This is a genomic window from Streptomyces sp. NBC_00376, from assembly GCF_036077095.1.
Lineage (GTDB): Bacteria > Actinomycetota > Actinomycetes > Streptomycetales > Streptomycetaceae > Streptomyces.
In genome coordinates this window covers 3009852-3031925 of record NZ_CP107960.1, presented here as the reverse complement: position 1 = coordinate 3031925, position 22074 = coordinate 3009852, and the positions used below count along the sequence as shown (strand labels likewise).

20 protein-coding genes and 2 tRNA genes are annotated in these 22074 nt (G+C 70.1%); 10 read left to right on the top strand and 12 right to left on the bottom strand.

Annotation, left to right across the window (positions count from 1 at the left end; genetic code table 11):
- Nucleotides 1-152: 152 nt before the first annotated feature.
- The 4 genes from OG842_RS13405 (at nucleotide 153) to OG842_RS13390 (ending at nucleotide 3408) form a co-directional block, all read left to right on the top strand.
- On the top strand, nucleotides 153-1295 hold the full coding sequence (locus tag OG842_RS13405; protein ID WP_266729827.1) for an SDR family oxidoreductase: 1143 nt from the start codon (nucleotides 153-155) through the stop codon (nucleotides 1293-1295).
- Nucleotides 1296-1415: 120 nt separating this feature from the next.
- Complete coding sequence (locus OG842_RS13400; protein WP_266729826.1) at nucleotides 1416-1877, top strand: molybdenum cofactor biosynthesis protein MoaE; 462 nt, start codon at nucleotides 1416-1418, stop codon at nucleotides 1875-1877.
- Between the two features lie 128 nt (nucleotides 1878-2005).
- Entirely contained in the window at nucleotides 2006-2176 is a 171-nt protein-coding gene (locus OG842_RS13395; RefSeq protein ID WP_266729825.1) for a hypothetical protein, read from the top strand.
- A 143-nt stretch (nucleotides 2177-2319) separates the two neighbouring features.
- Nucleotides 2320-3408, top strand: coding sequence for a YlbL family protein (locus OG842_RS13390; RefSeq protein ID WP_266729824.1), 1089 nt, complete (start codon nucleotides 2320-2322; stop codon nucleotides 3406-3408).
- A gap of 40 nt (nucleotides 3409-3448) precedes the next feature.
- On the opposite strand, the gene OG842_RS13385 is transcribed toward OG842_RS13390, so the two are convergent.
- Nucleotides 3449-4009 carry a PPA1309 family protein gene (locus OG842_RS13385; RefSeq protein WP_266729823.1) on the bottom strand — a complete coding sequence of 187 codons (561 nt, stop codon included), beginning with the start codon at nucleotides 4007-4009 and terminating at the stop codon, nucleotides 3449-3451.
- A 137-nt stretch (nucleotides 4010-4146) separates the two neighbouring features.
- Between OG842_RS13385 and OG842_RS13380 the strand changes: the two genes are divergently transcribed.
- The 4 genes from OG842_RS13380 (at nucleotide 4147) to OG842_RS13365 (ending at nucleotide 9759) form a co-directional block, all read left to right on the top strand.
- Nucleotides 4147-7134 carry a UPF0182 family membrane protein gene (locus OG842_RS13380; RefSeq protein WP_266733573.1) on the top strand — a complete coding sequence of 996 codons (2988 nt, stop codon included), beginning with the start codon at nucleotides 4147-4149 and terminating at the stop codon, nucleotides 7132-7134.
- Nucleotides 7135-7186: 52 nt separating this feature from the next.
- Nucleotides 7187-7260: transfer RNA gene (locus tag OG842_RS13375), tRNA-Met, on the top strand.
- 212 nt (nucleotides 7261-7472) lie between these two features.
- Entirely contained in the window at nucleotides 7473-9584 is a 2112-nt protein-coding gene (locus OG842_RS13370) for a tetratricopeptide repeat protein (protein ID WP_328512217.1), read from the top strand.
- Between the two features lie 101 nt (nucleotides 9585-9685).
- Nucleotides 9686-9759 (top strand) — tRNA-Met (locus OG842_RS13365).
- Between the two features lie 63 nt (nucleotides 9760-9822).
- On the opposite strand, the gene OG842_RS13360 is transcribed toward OG842_RS13365, so the two are convergent.
- The 4 genes from OG842_RS13360 to OG842_RS13345 all read right to left on the bottom strand — a co-directional run bounded on the left by OG842_RS13360 (nucleotide 9823) and on the right by OG842_RS13345 (nucleotide 13363).
- Nucleotides 9823-10962, bottom strand: coding sequence for an ABC transporter substrate-binding protein (locus OG842_RS13360; protein ID WP_266729821.1), 1140 nt, complete (start codon nucleotides 10960-10962; stop codon nucleotides 9823-9825).
- Between the two features lie 103 nt (nucleotides 10963-11065).
- The gene (locus OG842_RS13355; RefSeq protein WP_266729820.1) at nucleotides 11066-11935 is read right to left on the bottom strand and encodes an ABC transporter permease; all 870 of its coding nucleotides are present in this window, start codon (nucleotides 11933-11935) and stop codon (nucleotides 11066-11068) included.
- Nucleotides 11932-12741, bottom strand: coding sequence for an ABC transporter ATP-binding protein (locus tag OG842_RS13350; RefSeq protein WP_266729819.1), 810 nt, complete (start codon nucleotides 12739-12741; stop codon nucleotides 11932-11934). The genes OG842_RS13355 and OG842_RS13350 overlap by 4 nt, the downstream gene beginning before the upstream one ends.
- A 202-nt stretch (nucleotides 12742-12943) precedes the next feature.
- Nucleotides 12944-13363 (bottom strand): Fur family transcriptional regulator, encoded by a 420-nt coding sequence (locus tag OG842_RS13345; RefSeq protein WP_266729818.1) that lies wholly within the window; start codon nucleotides 13361-13363, stop codon nucleotides 12944-12946.
- Nucleotides 13364-13524: 161 nt separating this feature from the next.
- Here OG842_RS13345 and OG842_RS13340 point away from each other — a divergent pair, with 161 nt between their 5' ends.
- Nucleotides 13525-14976, top strand: coding sequence for a catalase (locus tag OG842_RS13340; RefSeq protein ID WP_266729817.1), 1452 nt, complete (start codon nucleotides 13525-13527; stop codon nucleotides 14974-14976).
- 74 nt (nucleotides 14977-15050) lie between these two features.
- Here OG842_RS13340 and OG842_RS13335 read toward each other — a convergent pair whose 3' ends face one another.
- The 3 genes from OG842_RS13335 to hisN all read right to left on the bottom strand — a co-directional run bounded on the left by OG842_RS13335 (nucleotide 15051) and on the right by hisN (nucleotide 17510).
- Complete coding sequence (locus tag OG842_RS13335; protein ID WP_266729816.1) at nucleotides 15051-15455, bottom strand: CBS domain-containing protein; 405 nt, start codon at nucleotides 15453-15455, stop codon at nucleotides 15051-15053.
- 750 nt (nucleotides 15456-16205) lie between these two features.
- Nucleotides 16206-16418: a hypothetical protein gene (locus tag OG842_RS13330; protein ID WP_266729815.1), complete on the bottom strand. Its 213-nt coding sequence runs from the start codon at nucleotides 16416-16418 to the stop codon at nucleotides 16206-16208.
- 291 nt (nucleotides 16419-16709) lie between these two features.
- Complete coding sequence (hisN, locus tag OG842_RS13325; protein WP_266729814.1) at nucleotides 16710-17510, bottom strand: histidinol-phosphatase; 801 nt, start codon at nucleotides 17508-17510, stop codon at nucleotides 16710-16712.
- 140 nt (nucleotides 17511-17650) lie between these two features.
- Between hisN and OG842_RS13320 the strand changes: the two genes are divergently transcribed.
- Nucleotides 17651-18334: a TetR/AcrR family transcriptional regulator gene (locus OG842_RS13320; RefSeq protein WP_266729813.1), complete on the top strand. Its 684-nt coding sequence runs from the start codon at nucleotides 17651-17653 to the stop codon at nucleotides 18332-18334.
- Here OG842_RS13320 and OG842_RS13315 read toward each other — a convergent pair.
- The 4 genes from OG842_RS13315 to OG842_RS13300 form a co-directional block, all read right to left on the bottom strand.
- A complete protein-coding gene (locus OG842_RS13315; protein WP_266729812.1) occupies nucleotides 18264-18587 on the bottom strand; it encodes a DMT family transporter in 324 nt (107 codons plus the stop codon). The two genes, OG842_RS13320 and OG842_RS13315, sit on opposite strands and share 71 nt — an antisense overlap.
- Nucleotides 18588-18677: 90 nt before the next feature.
- On the bottom strand, nucleotides 18678-19694 hold the full coding sequence (gene rsgA, locus OG842_RS13310; RefSeq protein WP_266729811.1) for a ribosome small subunit-dependent GTPase A: 1017 nt from the start codon (nucleotides 19692-19694) through the stop codon (nucleotides 18678-18680).
- Between the two features lie 3 nt (nucleotides 19695-19697).
- Entirely contained in the window at nucleotides 19698-21014 is a 1317-nt protein-coding gene (gene aroA / locus OG842_RS13305; RefSeq protein WP_266729810.1) for a 3-phosphoshikimate 1-carboxyvinyltransferase, read from the bottom strand.
- A gap of 268 nt (nucleotides 21015-21282) precedes the next feature.
- On the bottom strand, nucleotides 21283-21996 hold the full coding sequence (locus OG842_RS13300; protein WP_266729809.1) for a M50 family metallopeptidase: 714 nt from the start codon (nucleotides 21994-21996) through the stop codon (nucleotides 21283-21285).
- Nucleotides 21997-22074: the final 78 nt, after the last annotated feature.

The following is a 22074-nucleotide window of genomic DNA, read 5'->3' as shown; positions in this document are numbered from 1 at the left end:
GCGACTGCCCGACATCACCATCCAGCGTAGACACCAAAACCCCGCGCAGGGCCTCAGTGCTCCGCCGGCTCCCGGCCTGCGGCAGGATGGACGCCACCTGGTACGCACGCGTCATTCGGGTACGTACTGAAGACAACCGCTGGAGACGCCCGGTGAGTTCCCCAGATCCTCAGGTTCGCGCAGCGCGAAACCTGCCCGCCCCCTCGACCGAGAACAAACCAGAAAAGAGCCGCTCAAGGAACCGTGGCCCCGTCGTCGCGGTCACCGGAGCGGCGAGCGGCGTGGGCGAGCTGCTCACCGCACGCCTCGCGGCCTCCGAGGAGATCAAGCAGGTCATCGCCATCGATGAACGCCGCGGAGAGGTCTCCGAGGCGACCTGGCACATCCTCGACGTACGCGACCCCGCCATCGCGGAGAAGCTGCGCGGCGCAGATGTCGTGGTGCATCTCGCACTCGATCTCGACCTGGAGACCGACCCCGCCGCCCGCACCGCCTACAACGTGCGCGGCACCCAGACCGTGCTGACGGCCGCCGCCGCCGTCGGCGTGCACCGGGTCGTGCTGTGCACGTCGGCCATGGTCTACGGGGCGCTGCCCGACAACGACGTCCCGCTCGCCGAGGACGCCGAGCTGCGCGCCACGGCCGAGGCCACCGGCGTCGGCGATCTCCTGGAGATCGAACGGCTCGGCCGTCGCGCGCCGCGTGCCCACCCCGGACTCAACGTGACCGTGGTCCGGCCCACCGTCCTGGTCGGCGGTACGGACACCGCGCTGACCCGCTACTTCGAGTCGCCGCGCCTCCTGGTCGTCGCGGGATCGCGTCCGACCTGGCAGTTCTGTCATGTCGACGACCTGGTCACGGCCCTGGAATACGCCGCCCTGGAGAAGATCGACGGCGAGTTCGCGGTCGGCTGCGACGGCTGGCTGGAGCAGGAGGAGGTCGAGGAGCTCAGCGGCGTCCGCCGGATGGAGCTGCCCTCCGCCGTGGCCCTGGGTGCCGCCGCCCGGCTGCACCGAATCGGCCTCACCCCGTCGCCGGCGGGTGATCTGGCGTACACGATGCACCCCTGGGTGGTCAGTGTGAGCCGGCTGCACGACGTGGGATGGCGCCCCGGCTGGACCAACGAGGAGGTGCTCGCCGCCCTCCTCGAAGAGGTCGAGGGCAGGCACACCGTCGCCGGACGCCGGCTCGGCCGCAAGGACGCCACCGCCGCGGGTGCCGCCGGTGCGACCGTGGCACTGCTCGGCACCGCCGCCCTGGTCCGCCGCGCCCGCAAGGCCCGCCGCCGTATCTGAGGGCCGCCCGGCGGGAGCCCGTCCGAGCGGTGCCTTCTGTAGAAGGCTCCAAGGCCGGGGGCGGCCCGCCGGTGGAAAGCGCTATTCCGGCTTGTCGGCGCCGTACGGCACCATGGGCCCATGGCTCCCACCTACGACCACCCCGGCGAGCGGACGGCGGACGACCCCGTCCGGCTGCTGGAGATCCGCGACACCCCGCTCTCGGTCGACGAGGTCTTCCGGGCCGTCGGGGACGACGCCGCGGGCGGCACGGCGCTGTTCGTCGGCACGGTGCGCAACCACGACGGCGGTCAGGACGTCGGCGCGCTCGGGTACTCCTGCCACCCCTCGGCGCAGGACGAGATGCGCCGGGTGGCCGAGAAGGTCGTCGCGAACTTCCCGGTCCGGGCGCTGGCCGCGGTCCACCGGGTGGGTGACCTCCAAGTGGGGGATCTCGCGGTGGTCGTCGCCGTCTCCTGCCCGCACCGTGCCGAGGCGTTCGCGGCCTGCAGGCAGCTGATCGACGACCTCAAGCACGAGGTCCCGATCTGGAAGCACCAGCGTTTCTCGGACGGCACCGAGGAATGGGTCGGAGCCTGCTGAGCGCAAGTCGGCCAGGAGGCCGTCCGGACCGATTTGCGTAACCCCACCCCTGCCGTGAGCGTTGGTTGTCCAGACGGTTAATCTGCTGATCGGTCAGTTGCGGTCGCTCATGGGGTAGGGAGGTCGTAATGGCAGCACTTGCCTGGTTGCTGATTCCGCTTTTCGCTGCGCTCGGCGCTGCGATATGGGGAAGCTGGGCCGCCCGTAATCGAACGACCGGCGATGTCTCCGAACTCGCCGGCTATGCCAGGTTCCGTGAGGCGATGGAAAAGCCGCACTCCGGTTCCGATGTCGCCTGACAACTTCTCGCGCGTACGCAGTTGCCAATCCGTATCGCGGCTCCGACTGCCGACGCCCTCCGGCGCAGCCCGCGCCCGGCTCCCCGCCCCGTACGGACCGGCCCCGACGGTGCACTGACAGACCCTTCCCGTACTGTCGTTCCATGCCACGCCGCACCGCGACGATGCTCGCCTCCACCCTGATCCTCATCGCGCTGCTCTGCGCAGGCGTGCTGATCAAAGTGCCGTATTCGGAGATGTCTCCCGGGCCGACGGTGAACACCCTCGGCGAGGTCGACGGCGAACCCGTCCTGCAGATTTCCGGGCACAAGACGTACCCGACGTCCGGCAACCTCAATATGACGACGGTCAGAGTCACCGGTGCCGACTACAACATGAATCTCGTCGAGTCCGTCTACGGCTGGCTGGCCCACGACAGCGTGGTCGTACCGCACGACACGCTCTACCCCGACGGCAAGACCGAGCAGGAGTCGACGCAGGAGAACGCCGAGGAGTTCAGCCAGTCCCAGGAGAGCGCCAAGGTCGCCGCGCTGACCGAGCTGAAGATCCCGGTGGCGTCGCGCGTCGTGGTCTCCACGGTCGTCAAGGGCAGCCCCGCCCAGGGCAAGCTGCACGCGGGCGACGTGATCAAGCAGGTCGACGGCGCGCCCGTCGAGCAGCCCGAGGACGTCGCGAAGCTCGTCACCCGCCACGACCCCGGCGAGAAGGTCACCTTCACGATCATCCCGGCCCGGACGGCACAGGCGGCCGAGAAGGCGGGCAAGGAGCCCGAGGGCAGCCGGAAGATCGTCATCACCACCGCGAAGGCACCCAAGGAGGACCGCGCGATCGTCGGCATCCAGGCCGGGACGGACCACACGTTCCCCTTCCGGATCGACATCAAGCTCGCCGATGTCGGCGGCCCGAGCGCCGGTCTGATGTTCTCGCTGGGCATCATCGACAAGCTGACGCCCGGCAAGCTCACGGGCGGCAAGTTCATCGCGGGCACCGGCACGATCGACGACAAGGGCAAGGTCGGCCCGATCGGCGGCATCAACATGAAGCTGGTCGGCGCGCGCAACGCCGGCGCCAGGTACTTCCTGACGCCGGACGAGAACTGCAAGGCCGCCGCCTCCGACATCCCGAGCGGACTCACGCTGGTGAGGGTGAAGACGATCGACGACGCGAAGAAGTCGCTGGAGAAGATCAAGGCGGGGGACACGGCCGGGCTGCCGAGCTGCTCGGCAGGCTGACCGCGCCCCCCGCGGGGGAGACGCGATCAGGGCCGCTCGGTCAGGCCTCGAAGGTCGCGGCCAGGGCGTCGGCAAGGCCGGGCACCAGACCGGCGCCGGTCCGCACCTCGCTCGGGGTGTCCTTCGCACGCAGCCGTACGGCCGACTCACGCGTACCGTCCCGCAGGACCGCCACGGTCATCCGTACCTCCTGGCGCTCCGGGTGCTTGGCGACCCACTTGGTCAGCTGCGCGTCGCTCAGCCCCTCGGGCACGGAGGACTCGGCGGACGGCGGGAGCATCAGCCGCTCCACCGTCATCGCGCATCCGATCACCGCGTCGGGCCAGGCGATCGTGGCGAGGAACTCGTCCAGGGCGGTGCCCGGCGGCAGCTCGTCCTGCTCGATGGGGGTCAGGGAGGAAGTCGGGGATTCGGCGCTGTCCAGCCCGAGCTGGGCGGCGAGACCAGGCTCCTGGACCCGCAGCTTGGCGGTGTCGACCAGGGCGAAGAGCCGGGCCGGCTGGTCCCAGCCGAGGCCGGAGATGTACTCGTCGATTTCGAGCACGGCGACGGTGAGCGGGCTGGCGGCCATCGGAGGGCCTGAGGGAGAAACGTTGGGCATGGTCAATATCCTGCCTCCTTCCGCCCCGGGAACGGGAACTAGGTAAAGCCTCAGTAAGTTGCATAGGTGGGCTCTACGATCGCTGGGCCCGCTTCACACGACCCGCGAACTTCGAGGTGCGCACGTTGGCTTTCCAGATGCCGGACCGCGGCGGAGGCCCGACCGGGCCACGGATCAGAGTCGGCCGCCCGTCCCGGCGTGCCCGTACCCTGCTCATGACATTGGGCGTCCTGGCGGTTCTCGCCATGGCGTTCGTCATGTTCGCCGGGTTCTGGACTGACTGGCTGTGGTACCGGTCGGTCGATTATTCGTCCGTCTTCACCACCACCCTGTGGACCAAGATCGGGCTGTTCCTTGTTTTCGGACTGCTGATGGCTGTCGCCGTCGGCCTGAACATCTGGCTCGCGCACCGGCTCCGGCCGCCGCTGAGCGCGATGTCCCTGGAACAGCAGAGCCTGGACCGCTACCGGATGAGTCTCGCCCCGCACAAGAAGTGGGTGCTGCTCGCGATCACCGCGCTCGTCGGTCTGATCGCCGGAGCATCCGCCTCCGGCCAGTGGCGTACCTGGCTGATGTATGTGAACGGCGTCGCGTTCGGGCAGAAGGACCCCCAGTTCCATCTGGACGTGTCCTTCTACGCCTTCGATCTGCCCTGGTACCGCTTCCTGCTGGGCTTCGGCTTCGCGGCCACGGTGCTCTCGCTGATCGCCGCCGCGATGACCCACTATCTGTACGGCGGGCTGCGCATCACCAGCCCCGGAGCGCGGGCGACCGGCGCGGCCACCGGCCATCTGTCGGTGCTGCTCGGCGTCTTCGTCTCGCTGAAGGCCGTGGCGTACTGGCTCGACCGGTACGGCCTGGCCGTGAAGTCCAGCGACTTCAAGGCCACGGACAACTGGACGGGGCTGCGGTACGTCGACGCCAACGCCTATCTGCCGGCGAAGACCATCCTGTTCTGCATCGCCGCGATCTGCGCCGTGCTGTTCTTCGCGACGCTCTGGCGCCGTACCTGGCAGCTCCCGGTGATCGGCTTCGGCCTGATGGTGCTCTCGGCGATCCTGATCGGCGGGCTGTACCCGGCGATCGTGCAGAAGTTCCAGGTCCAGCCGAACGAGCAGGCCAAGGAAGCCCCGTTCATCCGGAAGAACATCGAAGCGACGCGTGACGCCTACGACATCGACGACGCGCAGGTCGACGACTACTCCGGCAAGAGCACGACGGACGACGACGCCAAGCTTCGCGCCAGCGCGAACGAGGCGGCCAGCTACCGGGTGATGGACCCCAACGTCGTCTCCCCGGCCTTCCAGCAGCTCCAGCAGAAGAGGAACTACTACCAGTTCCCCAAGACGCTGGACGTCGACCGCTACAAGGACGCCGCCGGCAAGGACCAGGACACGGTCATCGGTCTGCGCGAGCTCAACCTCGACGGCATCCCCAAGCGCAACTGGATCAACGACCACTTCACCTACACCCACGGCTACGGCGCCATCGCGGCCCGCGGCACGACGACGGGCAAGAACCCGAAGGGTTCCCCGGACTTCACCGAGTCCGGCCTGCCGACGTCGGGTGATCTCGGCAAGTACGAGCAGCAGATCTACTACGGCGAGAAGACCGAGCAGTACTCCATCGTCGGCGGGCCCCAGAAGGAGCTCGACTACGAGGAGGACGGCGAGAAGACCACCAGCTACAAGGGCGACAGCGGGGTCAGTCTCTCCAACGCGTTCAACCGCGCCGCGTACGCCGTCTCGTTCAGTGAGCCGCAGATCCTCTACTCGGGGGCCATCGGCGAGGGCTCGCGGATTCTCTACAACCGCACGCCCAAGGAGCGCGTCGAGGCGGTCGCCCCGTGGCTGACCATCGACGGCGACGCCTACCCGGCCGTGGTGAACGGCCGCATCCAGTGGGTCGTCGACGCGTACACCACCACCAACGGCTACCCGTACGCCTCCCGTACGACGCTCGGTGACACCACGGCCGACTCGCTGACCACCAACCAGCGTGCGGTCGTCGCCCAGCAGAACCAGGTCAACTACATCCGCAACTCGGTGAAGGCCACCGTCGACGCCTACGACGGCAAGGTCAAGCTCTACGAGTGGGACACCCAGGACCCGGTCCTCAAGACCTGGCGCAAGGCGTTCCCCGGGACGGTGGAGCCCAGGGCGGACATCCCGCAGGAGCTCATGGACCACCTGCGCTACCCGCAGGACCTGTTCAAGGTGCAGCGCGAACTGCTCACCCGCTACCACGTCACGAACCCCGCGCAGTTCTACAGCGGCAGTGACGCGTGGCAGGTCCCGGACGACCCGACCAACAAGGAGTCCGGTGCGGTCCCGCCGTACTACCTGAGCATAAAGATGCCGGACCAGACGGCTCAGAAGTTCTCGCTGACGACGACCTTCACGCCGAAGGGGCGGCCCGACCTCGGGGCGTTCATGGCGGTGGACGCCGATGCGGCCAGCAAGGACTACGGCACGATAAGACTGCTGAGAGTCACCACCACGGTGAAGGGCCCAGGCCAGGTACAGAGCGAGCTCAACGGCAACGACGACGTCGCCGAGTTCGTGAGGAACCTGAAGGGAACCGACTCCGACATCGAGTACGGCAACCTGCTGACCGTGCCGTTGGAGGGGGGCTTCCTCTACATCGAGCCGGTGTACACGCGCGGTGGCACGCAGAACTATCCGCTGCTGCGCAAGGTCGCCGCCTCGTACGGGTCGAAGACCGTCTTCGAGAACAGCCTCGGGGAGGCGCTCAACGCGGTCTTCGGGGTGACGGACTCCGGCACCACCCCGCCGGAAACCACCAGACCCCCGGGCACCACGGAGCCGCCGGCCACCGGTGACGCGGCGCTGAAGAAGGCGATCGCGGATGCGCAGAAGGCCTACTCGGAGGGCGAGGCGGCCCTCAAGGACCAGGACTGGGCCGCCTACGGCAAGGCCCAGGCGGATCTGCAGGACGCGCTCCAGCGTGCGGCGGCCGCCCAGCCCAAGTCGGGCAGCGCGAACAACGCGAGCGGCGGGAACGGCGCGAGCAACGCGAGCAGTGCGGACAAGGCGGATAGGCCGGACAAGGCGGATGGTGCCGACAAGGAAGGCAAACCATCCGGCGCTGACAGTGGTGGCTGAATAACCCGGTAAAGGCTCACCCCCGCGTCGTGGTACGGTTTCACCACAACGACGCGGGGTGGAGCAGCTCGGTAGCTCGCTGGGCTCATAACCCAGAGGTCGCAGGTTCAAATCCTGTCCCCGCTACTGAAAGACCAAGGCCCGGATCCTTTCGAGGATCCGGGCCTTCGTCGTGTCGCGGCGACTTTCTTGCGCAAGGTGCGTGAAGTGCGGTTCGCGGGGCACGAGTTGGCTCCGGACGTGTTTGACTTATCTCTCTGTGGGCATGTCGACAAAACGCTGAAGTGACCTAACTGGCCGCGCTATACCAGGTGTACGCGGGTGGCAGGCGGTGCGCGATGGTATTTATGGGGGACAGGGCAACTCTGTTGGAGACAGGGCGGTTTGTGCAGCGTCGCGTTCATCGGTCAGAGAACGCGGCGAATGCGGCTTTTGGCGTTTCCGCCACGGAGAGCAACGAGACCACTGACACACCTGGGACACCCGAGACACCTGAGATCATCAAGGCGACCGAAACTGCCGAGACTGCGGGGTGTGCCGCGACCGTCGAGAGCACGGAGTTCACAGAGAACACGGGAAGCGCCGTGGGCGACGGGAACACCGGGGCCACGGAGGCCCCCGGCAGCGCCGAGAGCCCGGAGAGCGCCGAGAGCGAGGCGCGGCACCGTCGTGCCGCCGATGCCGGGGACACCGCGTCGATGAGCGTCCTCGGCGCCCTGCTGCTGCGCCGCGGCGACCTGGACGGCGCGGAGCCCTATCTGCGCGGGGCCACCGCGGACGGCGACCGGGCCGCGGCCAACAACCTGGGTGTCCTGCTCCACCAGCGCGGATACATCGACGACGCGGCCGGCTGGTGGCGCATCGCCGCCGTCGCGGGGTCCGCCGCCGCCGCGCACGCGCTGGGCCGCCACTACCGCGAGCGCGGCGACGAGCCCGGCGCCGAGTACTGGCTGAGGCAGTCCGCCGAGCGGGGTCATGCGCTGGGCGCGTACGCCCTGGCCGACCTGCTGGAACACCGCAGCGACGTCGGCGCGGAGCGCTGGCTGCGCGCCGCCGCCGAGCAGGGGCACCGGGAGGCCGCGTACCGCCTCGCGCGCATGCTGGACCGCAACGCCGCCGACGACCCGCACGACGCCTTCGGCCGCCCCGGTCTTGGCCCCGGCGCCGGTGACCGCCCCGGCGCGACCGGCCGGCCCGTGGCACGCAGGGACGACGGCCCGGTCGCGGGTCCGGCGACGGGACGGGTGGGCGAGGCCGAGCAGTGGTACCGGCAGGCCGCCGCGCGCGGCCACCGGCGTGCCGCTCTGCACCTCGGCGCCATCCTCGAACAGCGCGGCGAGCCCAAGGAGGCCGGCCGCTGGTACCTCATCTCCGCGAAGGCGGGCGAGGCGCGCGCAGCCTGCGCGCTCGGCTTCCTGCTGCGTGACGCGGGCGACGAGGAGAGCGCCGCCGTGTGGTGGCTTCGCGCGGCCCAGGACGGCGACGGGAACGCCGCCAACGCCCTGGGCGCCCTGCACGCGGCCCGTGGCGAACAACAGACCGCCGAGCGCTGGTACCGCGCCGCGATGGACGCGGGCGACGTCAACGGTGCCTACAACCTCGGCCTGCTCTGCGCGGCCCAGGACCGTACGCCGCAGGCCGAGCAGTGGTACCGCCGCGCCGCGTACGCGGGCCACCGCGAGGCCGCCAACGCACTGGCCGTGCTCCTGCTCCAGGCGGGCGACGCGACCGGCGCCGAGCCCTGGTTCTCCAAGGCGGCCGAGGCGGGCAGCGTCGACGCGGCGTTCAACCTCGGCATCCTGTACGCCGGGCGCGACGAGGACCGTGCGGCACTGGTCTGGTACGAGCGTGCCGCGGCGGCCGGCCACACCGAGGCCGCCCTCCAGGTCGGCATGGCCCTGCTGCACCAGGGCGAGGAGCAGGAGGCGGAGCGCCATCTGCGCTGTGCGGCGGGCGGCGGCAGCGCGGAGGCCGCCTTCCGGCTGGCCGGGGTGCTGGACTCGCGGCAGCCGCCACCCGGGCCCCCCGCGCTCGGGGAGCCGATGCCGGAGAAGACCGAGTGCGAGGAGTGGTACGAGCGGGCCGCCGAGCAGGGGCACCGCCGCGCCCAGGTACGGGTCGGAATGCTCGCGGCGGCCCGGGGCGACGTGGACAGCGCCGCCCGCTGGTACCGCGAGGCCGCCGAGTCGGGCAGCCGCAACGGCGCCTTCAACCTCGGGCTGCTGCTCGCCCGCGAGGGCAGTGAGCGCGAGGCCGCGCTGTGGTGGAGCCGGGCCGCGAACGACGGGCACGGGCGGGCGGCCCTGCGCCTCGCCCTGCTGGCCGCCCGCCGGGGCGAGCTCACCGAGGGGCAGCGCTGGTGCGCGCGGGCGGTCGAGCTGGGCCCGGCGGAGGTCGCCGAGCGGGCGGCCCGGCTGCGGGAGGCGCTGCACCAGGAGCTGACCGCGTAGGGCAGAAGCCGGCCGGGGCGCCGGGGGTGGGGCACCCCTGGCGCCCCCGGAATCGATTTGCGCTGGTCGGCAGCGGTGACGTACAGTTCTAAACACAACGACGCGGGGTGGAGCAGCTCGGTAGCTCGCTGGGCTCATAACCCAGAGGTCGCAGGTTCAAATCCTGTCCCCGCTACTGAAGACAGAAGGCCGGATCCTTTCAGAGGATCCGGCCTTCTGTGCATGCGCCGTGCGCGGGTCAGAGCTTGTGGCCCACCGCCTCCGAGTACATCGCCCGGTCGACGGCCTTCGACTCCGGCACCGGGGCGCCCTTCGAGACGCCCGAATCGGCGTACGCCTCCTGCAGCCGGTCCGTCGTGCCTTTCCGTATCTCCCAGTCCATCCGCATCGACGGGGTCGACCGCAGCGTGGCCTCGTCGGTCTTCATCAGCTTCGCCAGCTCGGCGACGAACGCGGGATCGGACTTGTAGTCCCCGGCGAAGTAGGTGTTCACCGTCCGGATGTAGGCGCGGAGAAAGGCGACACCCGCGTCCGGGTCCTTGTTCAGCAGTGTCGGGCCGAAGAGCAGACCGCCGAGCGGTTCACCGACGGGCTGGCCGCCCAGGAACGCGTATTTCGTGTCGCCGTCCACCTTGCGCCAGATCGGGTCGAGCAGCCAGGCGGAGTCCACGCCGCCGTTCTGCAGTGCGGTCAGCACATCCGCGGAACCGAGCTGCTGGAAGCTGATCCTGTCGAGGCCGCCGCCGTGCTTCTTCAAGGAGGTGTCCATCGGGTACGCGATGACGGAGCCCTTGCCGATCATGGTGCCGAGCTTCCGGCCCGCCATCTCGACGTGATCGGCGCTCTCGCCGTCCTTGAGGCGCACCCACAGGCCGCTCTTGGAAGTGGGGTCGGGGGAGAAGTTCCCCGCGACCCACTTGATGTCGAAGCCGCCGTTGATGCCGTTCATCACGGCTGCCTCGGGAGCCGCCCACTGGGCGTCCACGTCGCCCTTGGCGAGCAGCGGCAGGGCGTCCGGGGTGGGAAGCACCTTCAATTCGACGTCCAGCCCCTCCTTCGCGAACTCGCCCTTCGCCACCGCGACCTGGAGCGGAGCGACGTACTCCGCGCTCAGGGTGCCGGTGGCGACGGTGATCTTCCGCCGCTTCGCCAGTGGCTGGGCAGCCGGGGCGCCCTTGTCGCAGCGGGCCGCCTTCCGGTCGGGGGCGAGTTCGGCCGGGTCGGTCCAGCTGCCGGCGCCGCAGCCCGCGACGGGCCGGACGGTGCGCGGCGCGGCGGGGCCGTTGCCGCCGGACTCCGGCCGGGCGCAGCCTGCCGCGCCGAGCAGGGATGCCGTGACGAGCACGGCGGTGCGGGTGAAAAGGGTGTGGGTACGCACAGTGCCTCCGTACGAGGAGCGTGGAGAGAGCCGTTCGGGACCGGCAGTCGAGGAGCATGGGGAGCCGTTCGGGACCCGGCCGTCGAGGAGTGCGGGGAGCCGCTCAGGACCGACCGCGGCCGCGGTCGCGCGGGGCCCACGGCGTGAGCAGCCGTCCGGCGACCCGCACCACTTCGGAGAAGACGACACCGAGGACCGCCACACACACGATGCCGACGAACATCACGTCGTTCTGGAACAGCGCCCGGGAGTCGAAGATCAGATGGCCCAGACCGTCGGCCGCGGCGATCTGTTCGGAGGCGACGATGACGAGCACCGCCACTCCTGCCGCGATCCGTGCCCCGACCAGGACCGCGGGCAGCGAGGCGGGAAGCAGCACATGGTGGAACATCTGCCAGGGCGAGGCGCCGAAGACCTGACCGGCGTCACGGTGGCCGACCGGGACGGCTAGCACGGCCGCCATGGTGGAGATCCAGACGAAGAAGAAGACGGTCGCGGCGACCAAGGCGATCTGCGGTCCCTCACCGAGGCCGAACATATTGAGGAAGACCGGCAGCAGGGCCAGTTTCGGCACGACGTACAGGGCGTCGAGCAATGGCTCCAGCGCTGCCCGTACGAGGGAGAGCGAGCCCATCAGCAGGCCGAGGGCGTACCCCGCGACGGTGCCGATCGCATAGCCGCCCAGGACCCGCTTGAGCGTGGCCCACACGTCCGGCCACAGTTCACCGGCGCCCGCCCGGTCCAGGCCGTCCGCCAGGATGGTGGAGGGGGCGGGATAGACCCGGGCGTCGATCCAGGACCGTGCGGCGGCCAGTTGCCAGAGCAGCACGAGGAGCAGCGGTACGGCGACGGCTAGCGCGATCTCCAGGGTGCGGCGCCTGCGGTGGGTGCGTACCGGATGCAGTTCCTGCGGGCCCGGTCTGCGGATCAGGACGCCGTCGTCGGACTTCGTGGCGTTCACGGTGACGGTCATGCCGGGACCGCCTCCCTGCGGACCTCGCCGCGCAGGAGCTCCCACAACTCGCTCTTCAGCGCGGTGAACTCGGGTGCCGACCGGACTTCGCCGGTGCGCGGCCGACCGAACGGCGGGCGGCGCTCGGCGATGATCCGCCCCGGTCTGGCGGACATCACCAGCACCCTGTCCCCGAGCACGATCGCCTCTTCGAGGCTGTGGGTGATGAAGAGGGTGGTGGTGCGGGTGGTCTGGGTGAGGTCGAGCAGCTCGTCCTGGAGGATGGTGCGCAGCTGGGCGTCGAGCGCCGCGAACGGCTCGTCCATCAGCAAGATCTCGGGTTCCACGGCCAGGGCGCGGGCGATCGCGACCCGTTGCCGCATCCCACCGGAGAGGGTGGCCGGATACGCACCAGCGAAGTCGGAGAGCCCCATCCGGGCCAGCCAGTCGCGCGCCCTGGCGTCGGCCTCCTTGCGCGGTACGCGCTGGATGTCGAGGCCGAAGCGGACATTGGCGAGCACGGTCTTCCAGTCGTAGATGCCGTAGTCCTGGAAGATCATCGCCGCCGGGCGGGGCGAGGCCGTACGGATGGACAGCTCGCCGGAGCTGGGGCGGAGCAGTCCGGCGGCGATCCTGAGCAGTGTGGACTTGCCGCAGCCGGACGGGCCGACGATGCAGGTGAACTCGCCCGGTGCGACGGAGAGATCGAGCGGGCCGAGGGCGGGCAGGGCCTTGGCGCCGCGCCCGAACGAGCGGGTGAGCGCGTCGGCGCGGAGTTTGGGACTGACGGTTGCGGTTGCGGGTGGGGTCGGGTGCGGAACTCCCACGGGTCTCTCCTCGCGCGTATCGAGGTGCGGATCCGCCGCGGGGCGGACGTGATCGCCGCAGACGATATGACTACCCGTCAGATTCGGGAAGGGGGTGCGCACGTGCCGATGGCGGGGAGGTGCGTCGTTCCCTGCGGGGATTCACGCGGAAGGCCCCGGTGCGAATGACGCTCGCGCCGGGGCCTTCCGTCGCTCGTTCGGCTCAGCCGGTCGCCGCGCAATTGGGGCAGATGCCTCGGTAGGTGACCTCGACGCCGGACACCGTGAAGCCGAAGCGCTCGTCGCTCGGCAGGTCCGCCATCGGGTCGCCGGCCGGGTGCACGTCGCGGATCGTGCCGCAGCTCGCGCAGACGAGGTGGTGATGGGGGCGGTGTGCGTTCGGGTCGTACCGCTTGGCGCGGCGGTCCGTGGAGACCTCGATGACCTCGCCGAGCGACACCATCTCGCCCAGCGTGTTGTACACGGTGGCGCGGGAGATCTCGGGCAGCTTGACCACGGCCCGCGCGTGGACCTCGTCGGCCGTCAGGTGCACATGGTCCCCGTCGAGGACCTCGGCCACGACGCGCCGCTGCGCAGTCATGCGCCAGCCACGTCCGCGAAGTCGTTCCAACAGGTCACTCATAGAAACAAGCCTAACAGTGAAGGGACCAGGTCCCGAACGGGTGTGACTTTGGATGTTCACTTGACTTGGACTAAGTCCATTGTAGGATCGGCAACGGCATACGCCAAGGGACAGGCTGTGCAGTTCGAGACGAATGTGCAGGAACGACGCAGGAGGCGCACGTGACGCAGGGACCGCTCACCACGGAGGCCGGCGCGCCGGTCGCCGACAACCAGAACAGCCAGACCGCGGGCGTCGGCGGTCCCGTCCTGGTGCAGGACCAGTCGCTGCTGGAGAAGCTCGCGCACTTCAACCGTGAGCGCATTCCGGAGCGCATCGTGCACGCCCGCGGCGCCGGCGCGTACGGCACGTTCACGCTGACCCGCGACGTCTCGCAGTGGACGCGCGCCAAGTTCCTCTCCGAGGTCGGCAAGCAGACCGAGACCTTCCTGCGCTTCTCGACCGTCGCAGGCAACCTCGGCTCGGCCGACGCGGTGCGCGACCCCCGCGGTTTCGCGCTGAAGTTCTACACCGAAGAGGGCAACTACGACCTCGTCGGCAACAACACCCCCGTGTTCTTCATCAAGGACGCCATCAAGTTCCCGGACTTCATCCACACCCAGAAGCGCGACCCGTACACCGGCTCGCAGGAGGCTGACAACGTCTGGGACTTCTGGGGTCTGTCGCCCGAGTCCACCCACCAGGTGACCTGGCTCTTCGGCGACCGCGGCATCCCGGCCACGCTGCGCCACATGAACGGGTACGGCTCGCACACGTTCCAGTGGAACAACGAGGCCGGCGAGGTCTTCTGGGTCAAGTACCACTTCAAGACCGACCAGGGCATCAAGAACCTCACCCAGGCCGAGGCCAACAAGCTCGCCGGTGAGGACCCGGACAGCCACCAGCGCGACCTGCGCGAGGCGATCGAGCGCGGCGACTTCCCGTCCTGGACGGTGCAGGTCCAGATCATGCCGGCGGCCGAGGCGGCCACGTACCGGTTCAACCCCTTCGACCTCACCAAGGTGTGGCCGCACGCGGACTACCCGCCGATCGAGATCGGGAAGCTGGAGCTCAACCGGAACCCGGAGAACATCTTCGCGGAGACCGAGCAGTCGATCTTCAGCCCCGCGCACTTCGTGCCGGGTATCGGTCCGTCCCCCGACAAGATGCTCCAGGGCCGTCTCTTCGCGTACGGCGACGCCCACCGCTACCGCGTCGGCATCAACGCCGACCACCTGCCGGTGAACCGTCCGCACGCCACCGAGGCGCGTACCAACAGCCGGGACGGCTACCTGTACGACGGCCGCCACAAGGGTGCGAAGAACTACGAGCCGAACAGCTTCGGCGGTCCGGCCCAGACCGACCGCCCGCTGTGGGAGCCCACCACCGTCACCGGTGAGGTCGCCACGCACGCGGCCCCGAGCCACGCCGAGGACAACGACTTCGTGCAGGCCGGAAACCTCTACCGGCTCTACTCCGAGGACGAGAAGGCACGGCTGATCGAGAACCTCGCCGGGTTCATCGCCAAGGTCTCGCGCGACGACATCGCCGAGCGCGCGATCAACAACTTCCGCCAGGCGGACGGCGACTTCGGCAAGCGTCTGGAGGCCGCGGTCCAGGCCCTTCGCGGCTGATCCGGGCGGCTGCCGTCGGCGGTGGGCCGGTCTCCTCTTCGGGGAGACCGGCCCACCGGTCGTTCACGCCGGGCTCAGCCGATGAGTTCCGCGTGGTGGTGGCGCCTGATGGGTGCCCAGCAGCGCAGGATGTCGCGGACGGAGACGATGCCCACGGGCCCGTGGCCGTCCAGCACGATCAGGTGGCGGAACCCGCCGTGTGTCATGGCCTCCGCGGCCTCTTCCAGGGTCCAGGTGGGCGAGGCGAAGACCACATCGGTGGTGGTGTGGGTGGCGGCGGTCTCGACGTCCGGATCCTGTCCGGAGCCGATCGCGTTGAGGATGTCGCGTTCGGTGAGGATGCCGAGCCCGCTGTTGTCGTGGTCGAGGACGACCGCGGCCCCGATGCGGCGTACCGACATCAGCCGGGCGGCCTGGCGGAGCGTATGGGCGGGCCCGATGGTGAGGACCAGTGTGCTCATGGCGTCACGGACGAGCATGAAGGGAGCCACCTCCTTGGCGAACGGCCACGTGAGCCGATTCACAAATTCACAAGCGGGGGGACTCTCAGAGTTGCACCGATGCGTGGAAGGAACAAGGGGGGAGTGAAGCACACCGAGGGGCGTGCGGCAGCGCGCGACGCCCCTCGGGAACACGGTCCGGTGATGCGATCCGATGCGATCAGGGCCGGTGGCGCCGGTTCAGCAGCGCCGGCTCGGTAGCGCTGGTATTGAACCGCCCTTCCGGCGGGGTGCGGCATCGCTCCACAATCTGCCGGGGAGAGCTGCGTGGTTGTGGGCGTCATTGGTCGTTGGCGGTCATCGTCGGCCCCCTCGGACGGCCCACGGACGGCCCGGAAGAAAGCGTGACGCCGGTCATCTGCAGGCAGATTTACAGACCGCGCGATCACTCCGCGCTGAGCTGACCGTTCCCGCAGTGCTCCGCTCCGTGCCCCACATGTGCCCCACGATGCGCCCGGATGCGTCGCCCTCGCGTTCGGGCGGAACCTTGTTGTTGCGTGGACTCCCTCGACTTGCCGCGCGTCAACCGGCCTCAGACTGAGGCCGGGATCGGGTGGCGTCCAGGGTCTTTCGTTTGGATCAGGCCCCGCGAGCCCGGCATGATCCAAACGAGAGGCCCCGGGGCGTGTCCGACGGGTCGGCACAGTCCCTGCGACTCTCCCACAGCTACGCTCGCGCGGGTGCGCCCCGCGGCGCGTGGCTGCGGGGCGCCTTGTGGGGATCAGCGGATTAGTCGACCGGCTGCCCGTCGTACATACCGCCCTTACAGGGGTTGCCCGGCTCATTGATCGCGGGCGTTCCGCCGCCCTGCCTGCACTCAGAAGGGGAGACGGAGGATGGGGCACCCTGTGCGGCGGTGGCGGCGGTGGCGGCGCCTGTGAGGCCGAGTCCGGCGAGGGCTGCCGTGGCGATTACGGCGGCGAGGATTCGTCGAATGCGCATTTGGTTTCCCTTTCACGGATTGCCTCGGTTGGGGCACTACCCAGCTTGATCTTCGCCCATGTGGGTGGCACATCATGTTGCGCCATTCAGGTGACATGGCTGTCGGGAGCGGGGCCGCTGACCCGGCCCGCCCAAGGCGGAGGAGTGCCCGCCCTCGCTCCCAGGTACCAAGCGACCATCGAGCGGCGGCGCGCCCGGACTGCTGAGCCGCCGCCTGTATGCCGCGGCTGCTTCGTCCGGCTCCCGGCAATTGGCGTCAGGGAAAGTGTGCAGGTCAAGCCGCAAGCTGCGTCAGTAGCGCTGGTTCAGGTAGCCGAGCAGCTCGTGGTGGAGCAGTCCGTTCGATGCCGCAGCGTTGCCGCCGCCCGGACCGGAGACCCCGTCCAGGCTGGTGAACCTCCCGCCCGCCTCCTGGACGATGATCGCGTTGGCGGCCATGTCCCAGAGCGACAGCTCGGGCTCCGCGCAGATGTCCACCGAACCCTCGGCGACCATCATGTACGGCCAGAAGTCCCCGTACCCGCGCGTGCGCCAGCAGGCCCGGGTCAGGTCCAGGAATCCGTCGAGGCGGCCCTGCTCCTCCCAGCCGCTCAGCGAGGCGTACGCGAACGAGGAGTCCGTGATCCGCTCGACCTTCGACACCTGGATCCGGGTCGCGGAGGTCAGACTCCGGCCGGTGTACGCCCCGGCGCCCTTGGCCGCCCACCAGCGCCGGTTCAGCGCGGGGGCCGACACCACGCCGACCACCGGCTGGAAGCCATCCTCGCCCGCCTCCATCAGCGAGATCAGCGTCGCCCAGACGGGCACGCCGCGCACGTAGTTCTTGGTGCCGTCGATCGGGTCGACGACCCAGCGCCGCGGGCCGGTGCCCTCGATCCCGAATTCCTCGCCCAGAATCGCGTCGCGCGGGCGGGCCCGATGCAGGTGGCCGCGGATCAGTTCCTCGGCGGCCTTGTCGGCCTCGCTCACCGGCGTCATGTCCGGCTTGGTCTCGACCTTGAGGTCGAGGGCCTTGAACCGGTCCATCGTCGCCGCGTCGGCGGCGTCCGCCAGTACATGGGCAAGGCGCAGATCATCGTGGTAATCGGGCATGCGGTCACAGTATCGACCGAAGGTGAACGGGGCCATACGTCCCCGGAGCCGCGCCGACCGTCGACAGCCGCGCGGGCCATTGACAGTCCCGGGGAGCGAGCCGACGCTGGGTCGCGGAGCCCTCGGCGCGGGAGGCGACGATGCCCACAGCGCGGGAAGTACTGCTGGACGCCGCCCTCTCGGCGCTGGCCACCCTGCCCTGGACGTCGGTGCGCATGGTCGACGTGGCAGCCGCCGCGGGCGTCTCCCGGCAGACCCTCCACAACGAGTTCGGCGGCAAGGACGGCCTGGCCCGTGCCCTGGTGCGGGAGGCCGCCGACGGCTATCTGGCCGGGGTCGAGCAGGCGCTGGGATCGGCCGGCGGCACGGCGGACAGACTGGCCGCCACCGCCGCCTGGACCGTCCGGGCCGTACGCGCGAACGCGGTGGTCAAGGCCTTGCTCACCGGCTGCTGGAGTGAGCGGTTACCCCGCCCCGGATCCCTGCCGGCCGGGTACGCGTCCCCGCTGCCCGGCCCGCGCGGCGCCGGTCCCGGACCGCCGGCCCCCACCGAACTGCTCCGCCGGGCCGGTGAACGCGCGGTGGCCGCACTCGACGGGGAAGGGCCACCGCGAGACCGGGAGGAATTGGCCGCGACCTGCGAGATCGTGCTGCGGCTCGCCCTGAGCTACGCACTGGTGCCCGCCCCGCCGGGGGCCGGGGAAGAGCCGGCACCGCTGGTGCGCCACGTGGTGGCGCGGGCGCCGGACGCGGTCAGTGGGACGAGCCCGAGAGTTGGAGACCGATCACCCCGACGATCACCAGGGAGATCGAGACCAGCTTGAGCGTGGAGACCACGTCGTCGAGGAAGACCATGCCGTAGATCGCGGTGCCCGCCGCGCCGATGCCGGTCCACACCGCGTAGGCGGGGCCCACGTCGAGTTTCTTCAGCGACATCGTCAGCAGACCGAAGCTGCCGAGGGCGAAGACACAGAACGCGACGGTCGGCCAGAGCCGGGTGAAGCCGTGCGAGAGTTTCAGACAGACGGCGAAGCCGGTCTCCAGAAGTCCTGCGACCACGACCAGCAGCCACGCCATCGTCAGTGCCCTCCCGCGTCGGTGACCGCCTTGCCATATTGAATACGATTATGCACTTACCGGTGACGGCGGATCGCAAACGTGCCCCGGTCAGTCGCCCTCGCGCCGTTCCCGGGTGGACAGCAGCCGGTGCAGCGAGTCCAGCCGGGCCGGATCGGCGTGGCCGTCCGCGACCCAGGCGGCCAGGGCGCATTCCGGTTCACGGCTGTCGTGGGTGCAGCCGCGCGGGCACTCCTCGGTGCCGGGCTCCAGGTCCGGGAACGCGTGGATCACCCGGGACGGGTCGATGTGGTTGAGCCCGAAGGAGCGCACGCCGGGGGTGTCGATCACCCAGCCCCGGTAGTCGGGCAGCGGCAGCGCCAGCGCCGAGGTGGTGGTGTGCCGGCCGCGCCCGGTGACCGCGTTGACCACTCCCGTCGTACGCCGCCGGTCCTTCGGCACCAGCGCGTTGACCAGCGTGGTCTTGCCGACGCCGGAATGCCCGACGAAGGCGGTGACCCGGTCGTGCAGCTGCTCGCGGACCCGCTCGGCCGCGTCGCCGTTCTCCAGCTCCTCGCGGCTGGTCACGATGAACGGGACGCCCAGCGGCGTGTACGCCTCCAGCAGCTTGTCCGGGGAGGCCAGGTCGGACTTGGTGAGGACCAGCAGCGGCGAGAGCCCACCGTCGTACGCGGCGACCAGGCAGCGGTCGATCATCCGCGGCCGGGGTTCCGGATCGGCCAGGGCGGTGACGATCGCCAGCTGGTCGGCGTTGGCGACGACCACCCGCTCGTACGGATCGTCGTCGTCCGCGGTCCGGCGCAGCACCGAGCGGCGCTCACCGATGCGGACGATGCGGGCGAGGGTGTCCTTGTCGCCGGAGAGATCGCCGACGATGGAGACGGTGTCGCCCACCACGGCGGCCTTCCGGCCCAGCTCACGGGCCTTCATCGCCATGACCGTACGGCCGTCGACGAGGCAGGTGAGGCGGCCCCGGTCGACGGTGAGGACCATGCCCTCCTCGGCGTCCTCGTGCTTCGGGCGGATGTGAGTACGGGGCCGGTTGCCCTTGCGGTTGGGGCGGACCCGGATGTCGTCCTCGTCGGGGTTCTTGCCGTAGCGGCGCATGTCTCAGGCCCCGAGCATTCCGGTCCACATCTGCGGGAAGTCCGGCAGGGTCTTGGCGGTCGTCGCCACGTTCTCGATCTCCACTCCGGGGACGGCAAGGCCGATGATCGACCCCGCGGTCGCCATCCGGTGGTCGTCGTAGGTATGGAACGTACCGCCGCGCAGCGGGCGGGGCCGGATGTGGAGGCCGTCGGCGGTCTCGGTGACATCGCCGCCCAGTTCGTTGATCTCCTTGGTGAGCGCGGCCAGCCGGTCCGTCTCGTGCAGCCGCAGATGGGCGACGCCGCTCAGGGTGGAGGGCGAGTCGGCCAGGGCCGCGACCGCCGCGATGCCCGGGGTGAGCTCGCCGACCTCGCCGAGGTCGACGTCGATGCCGTGGATCCGGCCCGAACCGGTGAAGGTGAGACCGTGCTCGGTCAGCTCGCAGCTGCCGCCCATCGCGGTGAAGATCTCCCGCAGCGCATCGCCCGGCTGGGTGGTGTGCTCGGGCCAGTCGGGGATCGTGACCCGGCCGCCGGTGACCAGCGCGGCCGCGAGGAACGGCTGGGCGTTGGAGAGGTCGGGCTCGATGGTCAGATCACGGCCGAGCAGGGCGGAGGGGGAGACCCGCCAGACGTTCGGCTCGCCGCCCGTCTCCGGCTCGTCGACCTGTGCGCCGACCGCCCGCAGCATGTCGACGGTCATCCGGATGTGCGGCATGGAGGGGAGCCGGGCGCCGGTGTGACGCACCTCCACCCCCTGGTTGAAGCGCGGCGCGGACAGCAGCAGTGCCGAGACGAACTGGGAGGACGAGGAGGCGTCGATCGCCACCGGACCGCCGTCCAGCGCACCGCTGCCGTGCACGGTCATCGGCAGCGAGCCGCGCCCCTCGTCGTCGATCCGGGCGCCGAGCACCCGCAGCCCGTCGATCACGCCGGTCAGCGGGCGCTCGTACGAACGCGGGTCGCCGTCGAAGCGGACCGGGCCGTCGGCGAGGGTGGCGACCGGCGGGAGGAAGCGCATGACCGTACCGGCGTTGCCGACGTCGACCGTGGTCGGGCCGTGCAGCCGGGCCGGGATGACCCGCCAGGCCTCGCCGGAGCCGTCCGGGCCCACGCCCTCCTCGATGCCCACGCCCATCGAGCGCAGCGCCTCGGCCATCAGCAGGGTGTCGCGGGAACGCAGCGGGCGGCGCAGCCAGCCGGGCTCGGCGGCGAGGGCGGCGAGGACCAGCGCGCGGTTGGTGACCGACTTCGATCCGGGCACGGTGACGGTCGCGTCGACCGCCCCGGTCGCATGCGGGGCGGGCCAGAGAGCGGGGTGCACGGAGCTTTCGGTCATGGATCTCACTTTAGACCGACCGGCAATCGGGGGGTGGCGCCGCGGGGCTGGGCACGCACATCTGCGGCGTTGTCGTCGATCAACAACTTCCCCGAGCTCTCGGCTTCGCTCGAGCAGGGGAGACCCCATCGCGTTGCCTCGATCCTCCGCCTTGCAGCTGCACGCACCCAGCCCCGCTCCTTCTCCCACCCCCCGATTGCCGGTCGGTCTCAACGGCCTTCGCCCGACGGCCTCCCGCCCAGCGGGCTCCGCCGAGGCCCCGTATGCCTCACATGCCGAGCAGCCAGCGCCCGCCGCCGATCAGCGAGCAGAGCGACACCGCGTGGAAGAGGAAGAGCCAGAGCGCGGCCGGCACGTCCGTCAGCCGTGACAGCTGGTCCGCGTCCGAGTCCGGCGCACCGCCGTGACGCCGCTTGGACTGGAGCTCGAAGGCCGGCCGCACGCCGCCGAGCAGCAGGAACCAGACCACGGTGTACGCGAACAGCGACTGCCAGGCGGGTGAGGCCAGCCAGGACACCAGCAGGAAGGCCGAGCCGGTGAGGATCACCGTCAGCGCCCCGTACACATTGCGGATCATCACCAGCATCACCGCGAGCAGCGCGGTGGCCACCCACAGCAGCAGCGTGATCCTGCCGTCGACCAGCAGCCACGCGCCGCCCAGGCCCAGCAGCGGCGGGGCGGTGTAGCCGGCGGCCGCGGTGAGGATCATGCCGATCCCGGTCGGCTTGCCGCGGCTGACGGTCAGGCCGCTGGTGTCCGAGTGCAGCCGGATGCCGGACAGCTGCCGGCCGGTGAGCAGCGCGATCAGCCCGTGGCCGCCCTCGTGCGCGATGGTGATCGCATTGCGGGTCAGCCGCCATATCGGGTTCGGTACGACGGCGATCAGTGCGAGCGTGCCGGTGACCACCACCAGCCACTGCTCGGGGGCGGGCTGGGTGCCGAACACGCGGTCCCACAGGTTGCCCAGTTCGGTGCTGTCCATGGTGCGGGCGGCTCCTTGCGGTATCGGCTTGCGGTATCGGCGTCCTGCCGGTGTGCCGGTCGTGGCAGTCTGGCACTC

Bases quoted from the DNA above. Each gene is read 5' to 3' on its own strand.
- OG842_RS13400 (WP_266729826.1), top strand. From the start codon at position 1,416: ATGGCTCCCACCTACGACCACCCCGGCGAGCGGACGGCGGACGACCCC.
- rsgA (WP_266729811.1), bottom strand. From the start codon at position 19,694: ATGCGCCGCTACGGCAAGAACCCCGACGAGGACGACATCCGGGTCCGC.
- OG842_RS13395 (WP_266729825.1), top strand. From the start codon at position 2,006: ATGGCAGCACTTGCCTGGTTGCTGATTCCGCTTTTCGCTGCGCTCGGC.
- OG842_RS13345 (WP_266729818.1), bottom strand. From the start codon at position 13,363: ATGAGTGACCTGTTGGAACGACTTCGCGGACGTGGCTGGCGCATGACT.
- hisN (WP_266729814.1), bottom strand. From the start codon at position 17,510: ATGCCCGATTACCACGATGATCTGCGCCTTGCCCATGTACTGGCGGAC.
- OG842_RS13355 (WP_266729820.1), bottom strand. From the start codon at position 11,935: ATGACCGTCACCGTGAACGCCACGAAGTCCGACGACGGCGTCCTGATC.
- OG842_RS13300 (WP_266729809.1), bottom strand. From the start codon at position 21,996: ATGGACAGCACCGAACTGGGCAACCTGTGGGACCGCGTGTTCGGCACC.
- OG842_RS13315 (WP_266729812.1), bottom strand. From the start codon at position 18,587: ATGGCGTGGCTGCTGGTCGTGGTCGCAGGACTTCTGGAGACCGGCTTC.
- OG842_RS13385 (WP_266729823.1), bottom strand. From the start codon at position 4,009: ATGCCCAACGTTTCTCCCTCAGGCCCTCCGATGGCCGCCAGCCCGCTC.
- aroA (WP_266729810.1), bottom strand. From the start codon at position 21,014: ATGACCGAAAGCTCCGTGCACCCCGCTCTCTGGCCCGCCCCGCATGCG.
- OG842_RS13330 (WP_266729815.1), bottom strand. From the start codon at position 16,418: ATGCGCATTCGACGAATCCTCGCCGCCGTAATCGCCACGGCAGCCCTC.
- OG842_RS13335 (WP_266729816.1), bottom strand. From the start codon at position 15,455: ATGCTCGTCCGTGACGCCATGAGCACACTGGTCCTCACCATCGGGCCC.
- OG842_RS13390 (WP_266729824.1), top strand. From the start codon at position 2,320: ATGCCACGCCGCACCGCGACGATGCTCGCCTCCACCCTGATCCTCATC.
- OG842_RS13370 (WP_328512217.1), top strand. From the start codon at position 7,473: ATGGTATTTATGGGGGACAGGGCAACTCTGTTGGAGACAGGGCGGTTT.
- OG842_RS13380 (WP_266733573.1), top strand. From the start codon at position 4,147: ATGCCGGACCGCGGCGGAGGCCCGACCGGGCCACGGATCAGAGTCGGC.
- OG842_RS13320 (WP_266729813.1), top strand. From the start codon at position 17,651: ATGCCCACAGCGCGGGAAGTACTGCTGGACGCCGCCCTCTCGGCGCTG.